The following is a 16317-nucleotide window of genomic DNA, read 5'->3' on the forward strand; positions in this document are numbered from 1 at the left end:
CCCGCCCCTAACCCCCACCCGCCGGGGGGGGGGGCCGGGAGGTTACTCTCGGCCCGGTGATGTCCGGCCAATACGCCGCCCCTGTCGTCGGCAGGCTCGACGACGGGTCCGACGACGTTCCCGATGACGGCTCCGACGACGGGCCTGTTGTGGTTGTCGGGAAGCTTGGTGACGAAGTCGGCGTACCTGTGGGTGACGGTGACTTCGACGGGTACGGGTTCACCGGCGGCGGCGGATAGATCTGGTACACGCGGACGCTGCCCAGCTGGAACCGCAGTTCGGTCAGCTTGTCCAGGTTCTTCGGCGCCGCGCCGACCCGCTCGTCGAGCAGCAACCACTGGACGTCGTACTTCGTCCGCAGCGTCTCGATCGTCTGTCGCGTGGGGTTGCTGAAGACCTCGTCGTTCAGCTTCAGCAGGTCCTGGTTCCAGTACGGTCCCTGGACGCCGGCCGGATAGCTGTCGTCCACGCGTGCTTGGTACGCCCATCCCTCGACCAGCACCCGCCGCTCGGCGTACCCCGCGATCCAGTACGACCCGGTCCCGCAGTGTGACGCGCGCGCCTGGTGACAGTGCACGTTGGTGGCGATCCGGTCGTCCGACCCCGAGTTGCGGCGGATGAACCGGGCCGCCTCGATCCCGCCCGGTGCGATCGACTCGTACTCCGTCAGTGGTGGATCGGCGAACGTCCGGATCGCGGCGACCGTCGGCGACACCGTCGTACCGATCAGCACCGCCACCGCGATCACGGCCCAGGTACGCCGGGATCCGCGCAGCACCAGCCCGAACACACCGATCCCGAGCGCCGCGATCACCAGCGCGACCACGAGTCCCTGCCCGAAACAGTTCGCCGACGTACACGTGTCGGGGGACCGGTAGCGGCCCCAGTAGATCGCCGCGGCCCCGATCGCGAGCGCGACGCCGGCGACCCAGAACAGCCGCCGCTCGAGTGACGCGAGACCCCAGGTCGCGAGCAGTACGCCGTACACGAACCCGGTCCGCACGAAGAACAGTTGCGTGTCCCCGTGATCCGCGAGCAGCGACGCACCGAGCACCGCCGCCACGAACCCGGCGACCAGGAAGACCACCGTCGGATCGCGCGCCACACGCCGCTTGATCAGCAATGCGCCGACCAGCGGCATCACCCAGCCGACCACGACCACCGCAGCGATCACCGGAACAGCGGAACCACCGCCCATCCGATCCGCCAGGCTCGTGAACGTCGCCCCCGGATCGAACCGCACGCTCGACGCCGCGCCCCGCAGTACGAAGAAGAACGTCAGCGCATAGGCCGCCGCGACCCCGATCCCCAGAACCAGGGCTCGTAGATTGAGCCGCCCCGCGCGGACCGTGAGGTAAATCCAGGCCACCGCGAGCCCGGTGGCGTAGACGGGCAAGGTGGTGGCCTTCGTCATCGCCAGCACGGCGATCAGCACACCGGCAGCGACGAAGAGCCGAAACAACTGACCTCGGGTCGTGCCGGGGCGACGCCGCAGGAGCAACGTCGTCACCGCGATCAACGGCAGCAACAGCACGGTCGAGAAGGCCTGCGGCGGATTGGTCAGCTCACCCAGCGAGAACGGCCCGTCGGCGAACACCCGATCCGACACCGCCCACGGCCAAGCCACCAGATCGCCACCGGCCACCACAAGCCCAGCAGCGATCGGCGCGGCCACCGCACGCCCGGTCAGCAGCATCCCGACCGCGGCAGCGCCCAGCACGGTCAGCAGGATCCACGCGAACGGCACCATCCGATGCGTCAGTACGTCGAGCGGCACCGTCGTGATCCAGTGCGCGGACGCGATGTGGTCGTACGCCGCCCAGTGGCTCGTCAGCCACCGACCATCGGCGTACGGAACGCGCGCCGGGAAGTGGTGCGCCACCTCGCCGGCGATCGCGAGATTGTGCGGTGCGTCCGAGCTCGGTCGCAGGGCCTCGGGCCCGTTCAGCGGGATGAGGTGCGCGCCGGCCCGGACGAACCAGGCGGCCGCGACCCCGACGGCGACCATCGCGCCGGCCATCGACCACCACGGCGTCGGCCGCTCCGGGAGCTTGCGCCGCGGCAACGCCCGCCACATCCCGAACGCCAGCGCAGGCATCAGCAACGCCGCGAACGGCATCTGGAACAGCATGCCGATCGGATAGAGCAACGCCTCGACCGCGAGCCCGAACGCGGTCCCCAGCACCACGTCCGCCGCGCGCCACCCGACCCCGCCGGTCAGCCGGCGCCAGAACATCGTGCCCGGTACGACGATGACGACCAGGAGGTAAGCGAGGTACACGGCCGGCATCCACGGCGGGTGCTCCTGCAATGCCACGAACCAGGCCAGCGGCAGCACCGGAAGACTGACCAGTGCCGCGGACCGCTTGCCCCGCCCTGCAATACGCCGCCGGCCCGCTCTGATCATCGGGAAAGTGTATGAGCCCTACTTGACCGGCTGACGGCCGGTGAGCCGTTTACCACCACGGGCTTCGCGTTTACACTGGGTAATCTCCCAAGCCCTTGCTGTGTGCGGGAGGTTCGATGGTTGTCGAGCACATCGCCGGCCTGCCGGTGGAGGAAGTCCTGCTGGCGGCACTGGCCGCCGCGGCCCCGGTGATCGCACTGGTCGGATGGGAGATCAGCGCTCGTTTCAAACGCCTGAAGGCCTGGCTCTTGCGGCGTGACAAATCTCCGGGGACCGAGGGCTCGCCGGACGGAGACGCTAGGCTTCGGGACTATGAGTTCGGTGGATCGGAGTCGGGTCAGGGCGTTGATGGGTGAGGTGATGACGGCCCAGGGCCGGGCATTGCCGGCCGACGACACAGCGGATCTCCGCGCGATCGGGTTCCGGTCGCTGGACTTCTCCGAGCTGGCCCTCCGGGTGGAGGACGAGCTCGGTGACGAGCTGAACTTCGATGCCCCCGGGCTGCGCCGGATCGCGACGGTCGGCGACGTACTCGACTTCATCGAGCACCTCCAGTCCGCGTGACGGCGCCGTGACGAGCCGCCGCCGTAGCACCGCCCTGATCGGTGACGACAACACCGTGGTCGTCGCCGGGAAGCGCCTGACCTGGCGGACGCTGCACAAGCTGCCGCAACTGCCATCACCCGCCGCCGTCCTGGTCGACAACGGCGCCGACGCGCTCGCTGCCCTGCGCCACCACGCGGTGCACGGCACCGAGCTGCTGGTCGCCACCGAGTCCCGTGTCGACGAGCGGATGCGGGAAGAACTGGGCGAGTCCGGTTTCGCGATCGTGCTGCCCGATGGGGCAGTCACGCCGGCCAAACTGAAGCGCGTCGAGGAGTCCGGCCGCGCCTGGCTGCTCACCTCCGGCTCCACCGGCCGCCCGAAGCGGATCGGCCACACACTGGAGACGCTGACCACCGTGACCGGCGACCAGCCGCCGCGCACCTGGCTGCTGCCGTACTCACCCGGGACCTACGCCTGGTGGCAGGTCGTCACGCTCTCGCTGACCCAGGCCGACCAGGGCCTGGTCGTGATCGAGCCCGGCGAGCTGGAGAACTGGCCGGCGATCGCCACCGAGCACGGAGTCACCGCGGCCTCGGGTACGCCGACCTTCTGGCGGCAGGCGATCTATCGGGACGCCGACGCGCTGAGCGCCGTACCGCTGGAGCAGATCACGCTCGGCGGCGAGCCTGTCGACCAGGCGATCCTCGACCAGCTCCGGGAGCTGTTCCCGAAGACCCGGATCTCCTGGATCTACGCGTCCTCCGAAGTTGGCGCCTCGATCGTGGTGCACGACGGCAAGGCCGGATTCCCGAAGACCTGGCTGGATCGTGAACCCACTCCGGACCGGCCGACCCTGAGCGTCGAGGGCGACGAGCTCGTCATCCGCTCGCCGCACCACGGCGCCGGCCTGGTCGGCGCGGTGCACACCGGCGACCGGGTCGAGTACGACGCCGACCGCGTGCTGATCACCGGGCGCCTGGACACCGACGAGATCAACGTCGGCGGATCCAAGGTCTCGGCGGGTGTGGTCCGCAACGTGCTGATGGGCCACCCCGGCGTCGCGTGGGCGCGGGTGTTCGCGCGCAAGGCGCCGCTGGTCGGCCGGATGGTCGCGGCCGAAGTCGTCCCGAACCTGGCGCTCGGTCCGATCACGGACGCCGACCTGGTGCAGTGGTGTTCGACCCGGTTGCCGGACTACGGCGTACCGCGGCGGATCCGATTCCTCGACCAGATCCCGCAGAAGGAAACCCTGAAGAGCGATGTCTGAGATCAGTGTTGTCCCACCGGCCTCGGTCGTGCTGGTGTCCGGCGGTTCCCGCGGCCTCGGCCTGGCCGTCGTCACCGACCTGCTGGCCGCCGGGGTCAAGGTCGCCGCGTTCGCCCGGACCGTCACGCCCGAGCTGAGCGCGCTCGGCGAGAAGTACCCGGACCACCTGCACTTCGGCTCCGTCGACGTCAACGACGCCGCGGCCGCGCAGGCGTTCGTGAAGGAGGTCGAGAGCACGCTCGGCCCGATCGACGGCCTGGTGAACAACGCCGCGATCGGTCAGGACTCGTTGCACGTCCACACCTCGGCCGAGCGGCTGGCCGAGATCATCCAGACCAATCTGACCTCGCCGCTGGTGCTCACCCGTTTCGTCCTGCGCCGGATGCTCGCCAAGGGCCTCAAGGGCCGGATCGTCAACATCACCTCGATCTGCGCGCAACGCGGGTACCCGGGGCTGGTCGCGTACTCCGCCACCAAGGGCGGCATGGACGCGGCCACCCGCTCACTCGCTCGTGAACTCGGTGGCCGCGTCCTCGCCAATGCCGTCGCTCCGGGCTTCTTCGCCTCGGAGATGTCCGCGGTGCTCGGGCAGACCCAGCTCGACCAGATCGTCCGCCGCACCCCGACCGGTCACCTGACCGAGCCCGACGACGTCCTCCCGCTCGTCCGGATGCTGCTGCTCGAGAACACCAACATCAACGGTCAGGTCCTCGTGGTGGACGGCGCAGCCTCGATCTAAGGCTTGATGTTCTGGTTCCGGTGGAAGACGTTGTCGGGGTCGTACTTGCGTTTGATCTCGACGAGCCGGTCGTACTTCGGGCCGTACGACGCCCGCAGCCGCGCCTCGTCGGTCTCGGCGATGCCGTTGATGTAGCTGCCGATGCTGATCGCGTACGGCTGCAACGCGTCCCAGAACCCGCGGGTCCAGGCCCGTTCCGCGTCAAGCCCCTCCGGTCCCGGCGTGGTCGCGATCGTGAACATCGCGTAGCGCGGCGTCCGCTGCCCGCCGAACGCGGTGGCGTCGTCCGGGGTCTCGAGGTACCCGTGGTCGAGCCGGTACATCATCGCCACCGACATCGGTGACGTCTTCTGCGGCATTTGCGTCGTGATCACGTCGATCACCGGATCGGACAGCGTCTCGAGGTACGTGCCCTTCTCGTAGTGGTACATCCCGTGCGCGTTCGCCTCGTCGAGCAGTTGCTGTACGGCGACGTACGGCATCGGGCTGGTGAACTCGAACACCGGCGGCCGCTTCCCGCGCAACCGGTCCATCGCCATCGCGTGCTGTTCGGCCGGGCCGAAACCGATCGCCACCAGCGCGTACCCGGGCTTGAAGTGCTGCTCCGCCGGGACGAACGGTGCCGGCGGCGCGTTCAGGCAGGCGATCACCACGTTGACCTCACGCGGCAGCGCCGGGATCACCTCGCGAGCTGTCCGCAGTACCTCGGCGCCCTCGTCCTGACTCCAGAACGCGATCCCGAAGTTCACGACCGGCCCGGCCTGGTGCAGCCGGAACTCGAACTCGGTGACCACGCCGAAGTTCCCGCCACCGCCGCGGACGGCCCAGAACAGGTCCGCGTTCTCGTCCGTGCTCGCGCGCACGATGCTGCCGTCCGCGGTGACGATCTGCACGGACTCCAGGTTGTCGATGCTGAGCCCGTACAACCGGGACAGCCACCCCATCCCGCCGCCGAGCGTGAGCCCGCCGACTCCGGTGTGACCGACCAGCCCCGCGGGTACGGCGAGACCGTGCTGCTGGGTCGCGGCGTCGAGATCCCGCAGCAGCGCTCCGCCGCCGACCCGCGCGCGGCGAGCCTTCGGGTCGACCGTGACCTGGTTCATCCGGCTCAGGTCGATCATCAGACCACCGTCCACCGACGCCAGTCCGGCCATGTTGTGCCCGCCGCCGCGGACGGCGATCTCCAGTCCCTCGGCCACCGCGTACCGAACGGCGGCCTGGACGTCCGCCGCCGACCGGACCTGGGCGATCAGGGCCGGCTCCCGGACGTGTTCGGCGTTCCACAGTCGCCGCGCCGCGTCGTACCCCTCGTCCTGTGGTGCGTACACGGCCCCGCTCAGCACCGTGCGCAGTTCCCCCACGCTCTGCGTCATTCCGATTCCTCCCCCATCTGAATCCACTAGCTGAATCTGCCAGCCTCCAGAGTCGCGGGCTTGTCCACAAGGGGAAGAATTCCCGTTTGAGTGGGAACTTCGGTGAGTGTCAGACTCGATGACGTGAGTGACGAGGAAATCCTGCGACTGTTACCGATTGCCGCCGCCGGTGTTGCCGAGCGCGACGATCGCGCCGACACGCACCTGGCCCGGCTGGGTGCGTACGACGAGATCGACCAGGCGCAGGTGGACCGATGCGTGCAGGCGTTCCTCACTGGCCTGTTGCGGACCGCGTGGGAGCGCGGCTGGGCGCCCGCGGACGTCGTACAGCACGGCCGTCGCACCCTCGACCCCGGCGCCGAACCGCTGCTGCTCGCCGCGATCTCGGCGGAGCACCTGGGCTACTCAGGCGGCGCCATCGACTCACGCTGGCTCGGCCAACTGACCGACGTCGGCGTCCCACAGCCCTTCACCACGCTGAGCCTGACCGCGTGGGCCGCCGGCGCGCGCGTCGGCCGCTACCTCACGCTGCACCACGCCCTCGCCCTGGCCGGCTTCCTCCAGACGTTGCCGGTCCTGGCCCGCCTCTACCCCCTGCCCGGTACGACGGTCCGCCGCGAGCAACCCCTCGTACCGGCGAACGGGAAGATGCTGGCCCGGATTCGCGGGCTGCTGGCGAAGGCGGAAGCGACCGAGTTCCCGGAGGAGGCGGAGGCGTTGTCGGGCAAGGCGCAGGAGCTGATGGCCAAGTTCTCGCTGGACAGTGCGCTGCTGGAGGCGGAGGTGGAGATCCCGGACGACTCCGCGGGGCGCCGGGTGTGGGTCGAGACGCCGTACGTCTCGGCCAAGGCGCAGCTGGTCGGTGCGGTCGCCGCTGCGAACCGGTGCCGCACGGTCGTGATCGAGGACCTGGCGGTCGTCACCATCGTCGGCGCCGAGCTGGACCTGCAGCACACCGAGATCCTCAGCACCTCCCTGCTGGTGCAGGCCAATCGGGCGATGCTTGCCGCTGGCAAACACTTCGGTCACCGGGGTGAGTCCCGGACCCGCTCGTTCCGGCAGTCGTTCCTGATGGCCTACGCGCAGCGGATCGGCGAGCGGTTGGAGCAGACCGCGGCCGCGGCCGAGGCCGCCGTACCGGCAGCTGACGCGGGCCGTCTGCTGCCGGTGCTGGCACGGAGAGAGGAGCACGTGGACGCGTTGTTCACCCAACTGTTCCCGAACACCACGACCCGGCGGACGCGGATCACCAACGGCGCCGGGTGGCACGCCGGCCTCACCGCCGCCGACCAGGCCCAGCTCGAGGCCCGGCGGCAGGTGCGCCGATGAGGACCGCGGAGACCACGATTCCCGGCGTACTGCGGATCGAGCTGGAGGTCCAGCCGAACCACGACGGCTGGTTCAAGGAGAACTTCCACCGCGCGAAACTGGCCGAGATCGGGCTCGACGTCGTCCAGCACAACGTCGCGTACTTCGAGTTCGCGGGCGTCGTCCGGGGGATCCACGCGGAGCCGTGGGACAAGTACCTGTCACCGTCGTCCGGCCGGGTGTTCGCCGCGATCGTCGACCTCCGCGACACCGCCACCTTCGGCACCGTGGAGACCTTCGAGCTCGGTACGTCGGACGCGCTCTACGTGCCCCGTGGCGTCGGGAACTCGTTCTGCACGCTGACGCCGCACACGACGTACAACTTCCTGGTGAACGAGTACTGGTCGCCGGAGCGGGTGAGTGTGGACCTGTTCGACCCGGAGCTGGCGATCGACTGGCCGGTCCAGCCGCTCTGGTACACCAAGAAGGACGCCGCTAACCCTTCGCTGGAGCAGCTGCGGCAGCAGCGGGCCTGAGCCCGCAGAGCACGATGTCGAGCAGGCGTTGGGCCTGCTCGGGCGGGGTGTCGGGCGAGTGGGTGATGCCGCCGACCAGCCGCAGCAGATCCATCAGATCCACCTCGGGCCGCACGTCGCCGGTTGCCTTCGCCTTGTCCAGCAGCAGGCTCCCGGCTGCCTGCACGTTCGTCTTGCAGGCCTGGAAGAACGGGGACTCCTGGCCGATGGCCAGCGTCAGCTCGTGGGACAGGCTCTTCTTGGACAGCCCGTACCCGACGAAGCTGCGCAGCCAGGCGGAGAGCGCGTCGAACGGCTCCAGCTCCCGGTCGAAGTCGTAGGCGCGGTCGACGACGGACTGGATCTCGTCGACGTAGACGGCCTCGAGCAGGGCGGTCCGGTTCGGGAAGCGGCGGTAGAGCGTGCCGATGCCGACGCCGGCCCGGCGGGCGATCTCCTCGAGCGAGGTGTCGGTGCCGTGCTCGGCGAACGTCTCCCGGGCCGCGGTCACCAGGCGGTCGTAGTTCCGCGCCGCGTCCGCGCGGGTCGGCCGTGAACACGGCAGTGGTTGCGGCGCCATCCAGCCTCCTCCCGAGGGTCCGACCACGATATCGCTTGCAAAGCGGAGGATGCCTCCGTATCGTATCCGGAGGAGCGCTCCGCTTTCACTCTCAACTGTAGCCCCCTTGGGGTAAGGAGCAATATGTCGGCAACATCCGCAGCGCCGGCCAGCGCCGGATCCGGCACGCCCGCGCGGCGGCCGGGGGTAGTCCTCGCGGTCATCCTGGTCACCCAGTTGATGGTCATCCTCGACGGCACCGTGGTGAACATCGCGATGCCGCACATCCAGCAGGCCCTGCACTTCAGCCCGTCCAGCCTGTCGTGGGTGCAGAACGCCTACGCGCTCGCGTTCGGTGGTCTGCTCCTGCTCGGCGCCCGTGCCGGTGACCTGCTCGGCCGTCGCCGGGTCTTCGTCACCGGGATCAGCGTCTTCACGCTCGCCTCCCTGCTCGGCGGTCTCGCGCCGAACGCGGAGCTCCTGCTCGCCGCCCGCGTCCTGCAAGGCATCGGTGGTGCCATCGCGGCTCCGGCGGCGCTGACTCTGCTGATGCTCACGTACCGCGAAGGCCCCGAGCGGATGAAGGCGCTCGGCTACTACAGCTTGGTGTCCTCCGGTGGCGGCAGCGTCGGCCTGGTCCTCGGCGGCATGCTCACCGACTGGGTGTCCTGGCGCTGGGGTCTGTTCATCAACGTGCCGATCGGTATCGCGCTGGTCTTCGCGGCCCGTCGCGTGCTGACCGAGACCGAGCGGGAGACCGGCCGGTTCGACGTGGCCGGCGCGCTCACCTCGACCCTTGGCATCACGTCACTGGTCTTCGGGTTCATTCGGGTCGCCGAGAAGGGCTGGTCGTCGCCCGAGGTGCTGACCGCGTTCGCGGTGGGCGTCGTACTGCTGGTGTCGTTCGTCCTGGTCGAGCGCCGGGTCAGCCACCCGATCGTTCCGCTGCGGCTGTTCCGGTCGCCGGTGCGCTCGGCGTCGTACCTGACGATGCTGCTGGTGGTCGGGACGATGTTCGGGATGTTCTTCTTCCTGACGCAGTACCTGCAGGGTGTGCTCGCGCTGAGCCCGCTCGCCGCCGGGCTGGCCTTCCTGCCGCTGACCGGTCTGCTGTTCACCGCGTCCCGCGTCGTACCGAAGCTGGTGGCGCGGATCGACGGCGCGAAGCTGATGCTGCTCGGCTCGACGCTGGTGACGCTCGGCACGGTCTGGTTGACCCGGCTCGGGGCGCACAGCACCTACCTGCACGACGTGGTCGGTCCGCTGCTGCTGTTCGGCGCGGGCGCCGGGATGATCTTCATCCCGCTCGTCGGCCGGGCGATCGCAGGCGTCGCGCCGGAGGACTCGGGTGCCGCGTCCGGCATGCTGAACGTGGTCCAGCAGGTCGGCGGCGCGCTCGGCCTCGGCATCCTGGTCACGATCTTCGGTACGGCGAGCCGCAACTCCACGTCGACGATCCCGCGCGAGGTGCTCGTCGACGGCGTGCACGCGGCGTTCATCGGGTCCCTGGTCTACGCAGGCCTGAGCCTGGCGATGATCATCCTCACCGTCCGCCCGTGGAACTGGTTCCGGACCGAACCGGAGCCTGAGCAGGTCGAGGCTCCGGTCGTCGTGGACTCACACGTCTGACGGGATCGCCAGCTGGTAGCTGATGAACTTGTTGTGAGTGGTGAAGCCGAGGTGCTCGTACAGGCCGAGTGCTCCGGTCGGGTTGTCGGCGTCGACGCCGAGCGAAGCCCGCTGGTAGCCGGCCTGTGCGGCCTCGGCCAGCACCTTGGCGATGGTCGCCCGGGCCAGACCACGCCCGCGGTACGCGCGCCGGGTGCCGACCTGACCGATGTACAGCTCGCGGACACCGGTGACCTCGGTGTCGGCCTCCCACTCGTAGCCGTTCACGTATGCCGCGACGGTGTCACCGTCCAGGGCGACGTACGACTGGGCGCCGCGGAAGGCCCGTGATCCGACGTTCCGGGACCGCCAGGCCTCCGGGGTCGGCGGTGACCAGCCCCAGTGGTCGGAGAAGGACTCGAAGTGTGCTTCCCGCAAGGCCTCTTCGTACGCCGGGTCGTACGAGCGGAGCTCGAATCCGTCAGCCACGGGCGCGGCCGGGACCGGCTCGTCGAGCGGCCGGCGCATGTCGAAGAAGTACCGCTCGTCCTCGAAGCCCAGACTCCGGAACAGGCTGTCCGCGCTGACGTTGTGGGTGCTCGCGCCGACGCCGACCTGGCCGGGCGTGTCCGGATGCTTCTCGGCGTGCAGCTCACCGGCGCGACGGATCAGCCAGTGCATCAGCGTGGTACCGAGGCCCTGCCGGCGCCACTCCGGGTCGATCGTGCCCTCGACGCGGACGCGGTCCACGTCCGCCACGGAGGTCGAGGCGTGCGCGATGCCGTAGCCGATCAACCGGCCGCCGGACCACAGGCCGATGCTGTTCCGGGCCAGATCGAGGTTCGGCCGCTCGAGCTGCTCGGCGAGGTCTTCGACCCCGAAGTTCTCGCCTTCGTTGTCGACCTTCTCCTTGGCGGCCAGCAGCGCCGCCCACGCCTTCACGTCGCCCTTGTCGATCGGGCGCGCCTCGATTCCCTCCGGCCAGTTCATGGCTCGAAGGTACGGTGTCCACGGGGGCGACGGCACACCAATTACGCGCTGAGTTGCTCCGCCAGCCAGCGCACCGCCATCGGGTACCGGTATTCGATCCCGCCGTGCGTTCCCTCGAACAACTCGAAATGGATCCGCCCGTCCGGCAGACCGGCCTCCCGCGCGGCCCGGTGGAACGCGGTCGCCCCGAGATCGAGGTAGTACTCGTCCTGCCGGCCCGCGTCGATCCACACCGCGCGCAGCGATCGCAACGCCTCGGCGTACTGCGGTTCCTTCGCCATCTCGACCGGGTCGCGGGACATCCAGCGGGCCCAGACCTCCGGGACGATCGCCCCGAGGTCGTCGAACGGCAGCAGGACGGTCCCGTCGGGTTCGGCGGAGTACGCCGACGCGTAGCCGTACATCTCCAGCAGGTGCAGGTCCTCGTTGGTGGTCCGGCCGGTGCGGGTCGCGAGCACCTCGAAGTACTTCTCGTAGCTCCCGTCGTACTTGTCGCGCAGCGTCCGGGCGCGCTCGGGGAACTCCGGGCGGTAGCAGACGTCGAAGAGCGCGTCACCGGCGTGCGTCGCGAGTGCGCCGAACACGTCCGGCCGCAGCAACGGCGTGACCATCGCCGTGTACCCACCACTCGATTTGCCGGTGACGGCGCGGTGGTCACGGTCCGGGATGGTCCGGTACGTCGCGTCCACCCACGGCACGATCTCGTCGCACAGGTACGACTGGTACTGCCCGGTCCCGGGGGAGTCCAGACACTGGCTCCCGCCGTACCTGGTCCAGGAGTCGACGAACACCACAATCGCCCGCGGCACGCCCTCGTCGGCGAACATCGCGTCCAGGAGCTCCGGGTACGGCTGCCGGAACGGTGTCCGGTTGAACCACATCCCGACGTGCCCGGTGTAGCCCATCGTCACGTAGATCGACGGGTAGCGGTCGTCCGAGTCGTCGTACCCGGGCGGCAGGTACACCAGCACCGGGCGCTCGTGCGGATCGCCGAGCGGGTTCCCCCACAACAACTCACTGGTGTACGTCGTCTGGTCCAGTCGTCCCGCGAGCTCGGCAGACCACGGCAGCATCCGTACCTCCAGAGAGTCACATTGCGTCGGGGGCCTCGATCCCCAACAGGCCGAGTCCATCCTGCAACACCTTGCGGGTTGCCGTGCAGAGGGCGACCCGGCTTGCTCTGGTCGCGCCTTCACTGCTCAGCACCGGGCACTGCTCGTAGAAGACGCTCAGGGCTGACGCGACGTCGTACAGGTAGGTGCACAGTCTGTGCGGCTGGAGCGTGTCTGCGACCTGCTGCACGGTGGCGGCGAAACCAGTGAGGAGGAGGGCCAGCCGCTGCTCGGCCGGCTCCTCGAGGACGGTCACCTGACCGCCTGTACTGCCGGCCTTGGACAGCAGCCTGGTGAGCCGGGCGTGTGCGTACTGCAGATACGGGCCGGTGTTGCCGGTCATCGCGACCATCCGGTCCAGGTCGAAGACGTAGTCGTTGCCCCGGTCGCTCGACAGGTCGGCGTACTTGACCGCGCCGATGCCGACCGCCTTCGCGGTCGCGTTCCGGTCCACACCCTCCCGGCCGTCCAGCAACGCATCGGCCCGCGCAACCGCGCTGTTCAGCAGGTCGACCAGCTTGACGGTGCCGCCTTCTCTTGTTTTGAAGGGCTTTCCGTTCGGACCGAGGACGGTGCCGAACGAAACGTGCTCAGCCGGAGTAGTGGCCGGTAGCCAGCCGGCGGTCCGCGCCAGCGTGAAGATCATGTCGAAGTGCAACGCCTGCCGATGGTCGACGACGTACACGATCCGGTCGGCGTGCAGCGTGCTCACCCGGTGCCGGACGGCGGCCAGATCCGTTGCGCTGTAGCCGAATCCGCCGTCGGACTTCCGCACGATCACCGGCAGTGGATCGCCGTCCCGGCCGAGGTAGCCGGGGAGGAACGCACACATCGCCCCGTCGGACTCGGTCAGCAGACCCTGCGTCTCCAGCTCGGCCACGACCCGCGGCAGGTCGTCGTTGTACGCGCTCTCGCCGACCACGTCCTGCCGGGTGAGTTTCGACCCGAGCAAGGCGTACACCTTCTCGAAGTCGTCCATCGACACGTCGACCATGTGCCGCCAGATCGTCCGCGTCTCCGGGTCACCCGACTGCAGCGCGACGACCCGCAGCCGGGCCTGGTCCGCAAAGGTGCCGTCGGCATCGAAATGCTTCCGGCTCCGCTCGTAGAGCTTCTGCAATCCCTCCAGATCAAGGGATTCCGCCGCGATACCCTCCGCGAGCAGCTGCTCGATCATCATGCCGTACTGCGTGCCCCAGTCGCCGACGTGGTTCTGCCGGATCACGTCGTACCCGACGTGGCTGAGGACGTTGCAGAGCGCGTCGCCGATCACGGTCGACCGGAGGTGGCCGACGTGCATCTGCTTCGCGACGTTCGGCTGCGAGTAGTCGACGACGACCCGCAGGCCGTTGCTGCCGAACGTCTCCGGCTCGTTCACCGCCGCGGCCAGCGTCGAGGGCAACAGCGTCAGATTGATGAACCCGGGCCCGGCGATCTCCGGTCTCTCGCACAGGTCGTCGATCTCCAGTGCCTCGACGAGACGGGCCGCGACCTCCCGCGGCGGCAGACCCACCGCGTTGCCGATCCGCAACGCGAGATTGCTCTGGAAGTGGCCGAACTCGGGTTTGGTCGCCGACCGCAGCTCAGGGTCGTACGGCGTACCGAAGGCGGCCTCGGCGGCAACGGAGAGCCGGGTGGACAGGACAGGCAGAACTGCGGACATGGCAGGGTCCTTCAGGAAGACGCGACTGGAACAGGTTGAGGTGTTCAGACAGTGCGTCGTCGTCGCAGGCTGAAGCGCACGCGAAGGGCGTGAGAAGGCTTCAGGCTGATCGACATGTCAGCCATTATGCACGAAGTACGCCGACGGTGCCGGCGACCGGTTCGCGAGCGGCACGATCGCCGGTACGTCGGTCTCGCCCAGGAGCACCCGTCGTACGACGCGCTCGGCCGCCTGCCCGTCGTCGAACTCGCAGAACTTCTCGCGGTACAGCTGCCGGTGCTTGGCCGCTTCCGGTGAGGCGAACGTGCCGGTCCGCAACGCGGCGAACAGCTCCTCGGCGGAGCGCGCCACCACGCCGGGCGGGAACTCGGCGACGTCGAAGTACGTGTCGACCGCGGTGTCCTCAACGTGCAGGGCGATCGGCCGGTCCAGGTTCGCGTAGTCGAACGTGAGGGACGAGTGGTCCGAGACCAGTACGTCGGCCGCCAGCATCAGGTCCTCGATCCGCGGCTGCCGGGCATCCGTGGCCTTGGAGAACACGCCGTCCGAGCGCACCAGGACGCGAGCGTGTTCGCAGGCCGCCTGCGCCAGCTGGTCGCGGTCGAGCCGTGCCGCATCCTTGGGCGCGTAGAGGATCACCAGGTGCGAGTCGTCGTACCCGAGTTCGGCCCGGATCGCGCGGACGTCGTCGAGGGTCGCGGTGAGCAGGCGGTCGTTGCGCGGGTACCCGTACTCGAGCTCCTCGAAGTACGCCGGGTAGGTGCGCTCCCAGATCTCCGAGGAGTACCGGTTCGAGGACAGGTTGAAGTCCCAGCGGTCGACCTCGCGCATCAGCTCGTCGAGGTCCGCGTCCTGCCCTGCCCGCAGATCGGTGCCCGTCCGCTTCAGCGGCGTCCCGTGCTGGGTCTGCAGGTGGATCTGGCCCGCCCGCTTCTCCAGGTCCTTCGGCCAGTTCATGTTGCTGACGAAGTACGTCGCCCGGCTGACCAGCTTCTCGTACGCCGGGGAGTCCGCGACGACGTACTCGACGCCCTCCGGGATCGCGTCCACGTGCTCGTTGTCGACCACCCAGACGCCGCGGAGGTGCGGCGCCAGCTCGGCCGCCTTCTCGAAGATCGCCCGCGGGTTGCAGGCGTACTGCTGGAACCGGTAGGCCGCGTAAGCGACCAAGTTCGGGTCCAGCTTGGTACGGCGCAACAGCTTGCCGACGGTCTTGCGCGGGCTCGAGGCCTGCAGCATCCGCGCACTCAGCTTGAGCGTCGAGTAGGTCGCGTAGTCGTCGTGGATCAGCAGCCACCGCTTGAAACCGCGGGCGGTCCGGTCGCTGGTGTAGCCGTCGGGCTTCCAGCGTTTCGCGAACGCATGCGCGGCGTGGAAGAAGTCGGCCCGGTCGTCGGTGTCGATCCGCTCCGGCTTCGCCAGTACGGCGATGATGTGGTCCAGCGACCGGTCGAAAGCGAACCGCCGCCAGCCGGTCAGCTCCGGGTCGGACTGGATGAACGCGTGCACCCGGTCGTACTGGTCGAAGATGTCCCACTGCGAGCGTCCGCTGGTGGCGTGGATGTTGCCGCCGGCCCGGTGCTGCCGGTAGTGCACGACGACCCGGTCAAGGGTGGCGATCCGCTCGGCGGTCAGCATCGTCGAGTAGGTCCACGGCGCGTCCTCGTAGAAGCCGGACGTGAACGCGAACCCGTGCCGGGTGAGGAACGCCCGCCGGTACGCCTTGTTCCACACCACCTCGAGGAAGGTCAGGAAGATCGGCCGCTCGGCCGCGCTGAACACGCCGGCGCCCTCGCGCGCGAACGCGTCGTGCCGCTGGCTGCCGACCACGCGGCCGTCCCAGAAGATCCGCTCGTAGTCGAACATCACGATGTCGGGCTGGCGCGCGTTGTCGATCCTGGTCGCGATGGCCTCCAGCGAGCCGGGCAGCCAGACGTCGTCCGCGTCCAGGAACAGCACGTACTCACCACGGCATTCCTTCAGCCCGGCGTTCCGGGTCGGCCCGAGCCCGATGTTCTCGTCCAGGTGCAGCGGCCGCACCCGCGGGTCGGCGGCGGCGTACTCGTCAAGGATCCGGCCGGAGCCGTCGTGGTCCGCGTCGTCCACCCCGATCACCTCGAAGTCGGTGAACGACTGGCCGAGCACCGAGTCCAGGCAGGGACGCAACCAGGCCCGCGAGCCATGGCAGGGGACCACGATGCTGAACCTGGGGACGGTGCCGAGCGCCATG

The 16317-nt window shown here is 69.1% G+C and carries 14 protein-coding genes; 7 read left to right on the top strand and 7 right to left on the bottom strand.

The window, feature by feature from the left end; genetic code table 11:
- Positions 1–7: 7 nt before the first annotated feature.
- Positions 8–2407: a hypothetical protein gene (locus ACWGID_RS38595; protein WP_452204326.1), complete on the bottom strand. Its 2400-nt coding sequence runs from the start codon at positions 2405–2407 to the stop codon at positions 8–10.
- Between the two features lie 116 nt (positions 2408–2523).
- Between ACWGID_RS38595 and ACWGID_RS38600 the strand changes: the two genes are divergently transcribed.
- The 4 genes from ACWGID_RS38600 to ACWGID_RS38615 are packed head-to-tail and all read left to right on the top strand — an operon-like array spanning position 2524 to position 4959.
- A complete protein-coding gene (locus ACWGID_RS38600) occupies positions 2524–2763 on the top strand; it encodes a hypothetical protein (protein WP_452204327.1) in 240 nt (79 codons plus the stop codon).
- On the top strand, positions 2720–2971 hold the full coding sequence (locus ACWGID_RS38605; RefSeq protein WP_452204328.1) for an acyl carrier protein: 252 nt from the start codon (positions 2720–2722) through the stop codon (positions 2969–2971). Before ACWGID_RS38600 ends, ACWGID_RS38605 begins: the two co-directional genes overlap by 44 nt.
- Before the next feature lie 7 nt (positions 2972–2978).
- A complete protein-coding gene (locus ACWGID_RS38610) occupies positions 2979–4220 on the top strand; it encodes an AMP-binding protein (RefSeq protein ID WP_452204329.1) in 1242 nt (413 codons plus the stop codon).
- Entirely contained in the window at positions 4213–4959 is a 747-nt protein-coding gene (locus tag ACWGID_RS38615) for an SDR family NAD(P)-dependent oxidoreductase (RefSeq protein WP_452204330.1), read from the top strand. Before ACWGID_RS38610 ends, ACWGID_RS38615 begins: the two co-directional genes overlap by 8 nt.
- Here the strand turns inward: ACWGID_RS38615 and ACWGID_RS38620 are convergent.
- A complete protein-coding gene (locus ACWGID_RS38620; RefSeq protein WP_452204331.1) occupies positions 4956–6332 on the bottom strand; it encodes an FAD-binding oxidoreductase in 1377 nt (458 codons plus the stop codon). The two genes, ACWGID_RS38615 and ACWGID_RS38620, sit on opposite strands and share 4 nt — an antisense overlap.
- A 123-nt stretch (positions 6333–6455) precedes the next feature.
- On the opposite strand from ACWGID_RS38620, the gene ACWGID_RS38625 reads away from it, so the two are divergent.
- Together ACWGID_RS38625 and ACWGID_RS38630 are read left to right on the top strand one after the other, a co-directional pair.
- On the top strand, positions 6456–7661 hold the full coding sequence (locus ACWGID_RS38625; protein WP_452204332.1) for a DUF2786 domain-containing protein: 1206 nt from the start codon (positions 6456–6458) through the stop codon (positions 7659–7661).
- Complete coding sequence (locus ACWGID_RS38630) at positions 7658–8176, top strand: dTDP-4-dehydrorhamnose 3,5-epimerase family protein (protein ID WP_452204333.1); 519 nt, start codon at positions 7658–7660, stop codon at positions 8174–8176. The genes ACWGID_RS38625 and ACWGID_RS38630 overlap by 4 nt, the downstream gene beginning before the upstream one ends.
- Here the strand turns inward: ACWGID_RS38630 and ACWGID_RS38635 are convergent.
- Positions 8136–8735 carry a TetR/AcrR family transcriptional regulator gene (locus tag ACWGID_RS38635; protein WP_452204334.1) on the bottom strand — a complete coding sequence of 200 codons (600 nt, stop codon included), beginning with the start codon at positions 8733–8735 and terminating at the stop codon, positions 8136–8138. The genes ACWGID_RS38630 and ACWGID_RS38635 overlap by 41 nt on opposite strands.
- A gap of 123 nt (positions 8736–8858) precedes the next feature.
- Between ACWGID_RS38635 and ACWGID_RS38640 the strand changes: the two genes are divergently transcribed.
- Positions 8859–10343, top strand: coding sequence for an MFS transporter (locus tag ACWGID_RS38640; protein WP_452204335.1), 1485 nt, complete (start codon positions 8859–8861; stop codon positions 10341–10343).
- Here the strand turns inward: ACWGID_RS38640 and ACWGID_RS38645 are convergent.
- From ACWGID_RS38645 to ACWGID_RS38660, 4 genes are all read right to left on the bottom strand, one after another.
- On the bottom strand, positions 10332–11312 hold the full coding sequence (locus ACWGID_RS38645) for a GNAT family N-acetyltransferase (RefSeq protein WP_452204336.1): 981 nt from the start codon (positions 11310–11312) through the stop codon (positions 10332–10334). The two genes, ACWGID_RS38640 and ACWGID_RS38645, sit on opposite strands and share 12 nt — an antisense overlap.
- Before the next feature lie 41 nt (positions 11313–11353).
- Complete coding sequence (locus tag ACWGID_RS38650; RefSeq protein ID WP_452204337.1) at positions 11354–12385, bottom strand: alpha/beta hydrolase-fold protein; 1032 nt, start codon at positions 12383–12385, stop codon at positions 11354–11356.
- Positions 12386–12401: 16 nt separating this feature from the next.
- Positions 12402–14075 carry an arginine--tRNA ligase gene (argS, locus tag ACWGID_RS38655; RefSeq protein ID WP_452204363.1) on the bottom strand — a complete coding sequence of 558 codons (1674 nt, stop codon included), beginning with the start codon at positions 14073–14075 and terminating at the stop codon, positions 12402–12404.
- Between the two features lie 129 nt (positions 14076–14204).
- On the bottom strand, positions 14205–16316 hold the full coding sequence (locus ACWGID_RS38660) for a bifunctional glycosyltransferase/CDP-glycerol:glycerophosphate glycerophosphotransferase (protein WP_452204338.1): 2112 nt from the start codon (positions 16314–16316) through the stop codon (positions 14205–14207).
- Position 16317 lies beyond the last annotated feature (1 nt).

The organism is Kribbella sp. NPDC054772 (assembly GCF_053611945.1).

Coding starts and splice junctions, on each gene's coding strand:
- ACWGID_RS38615 (WP_452204330.1), top strand. CDS start 4,213: ATGTCTGAGATCAGTGTTGTCCCACCGGCCTCGGTCGTGCTGGTGTCC.
- ACWGID_RS38595 (WP_452204326.1), bottom strand. CDS start 2,407: ATGATCAGAGCGGGCCGGCGGCGTATTGCAGGGCGGGGCAAGCGGTCC.
- ACWGID_RS38600 (WP_452204327.1), top strand. CDS start 2,524: ATGGTTGTCGAGCACATCGCCGGCCTGCCGGTGGAGGAAGTCCTGCTG.
- ACWGID_RS38660 (WP_452204338.1), bottom strand. CDS start 16,316: ATGGCGCTCGGCACCGTCCCCAGGTTCAGCATCGTGGTCCCCTGCCAT.
- ACWGID_RS38635 (WP_452204334.1), bottom strand. CDS start 8,735: ATGGCGCCGCAACCACTGCCGTGTTCACGGCCGACCCGCGCGGACGCG.
- ACWGID_RS38645 (WP_452204336.1), bottom strand. CDS start 11,312: ATGAACTGGCCGGAGGGAATCGAGGCGCGCCCGATCGACAAGGGCGAC.
- ACWGID_RS38650 (WP_452204337.1), bottom strand. CDS start 12,385: ATGCTGCCGTGGTCTGCCGAGCTCGCGGGACGACTGGACCAGACGACG.
- ACWGID_RS38640 (WP_452204335.1), top strand. CDS start 8,859: ATGTCGGCAACATCCGCAGCGCCGGCCAGCGCCGGATCCGGCACGCCC.
- ACWGID_RS38605 (WP_452204328.1), top strand. CDS start 2,720: ATGAGTTCGGTGGATCGGAGTCGGGTCAGGGCGTTGATGGGTGAGGTG.
- ACWGID_RS38620 (WP_452204331.1), bottom strand. CDS start 6,332: ATGACGCAGAGCGTGGGGGAACTGCGCACGGTGCTGAGCGGGGCCGTG.
- ACWGID_RS38630 (WP_452204333.1), top strand. CDS start 7,658: ATGAGGACCGCGGAGACCACGATTCCCGGCGTACTGCGGATCGAGCTG.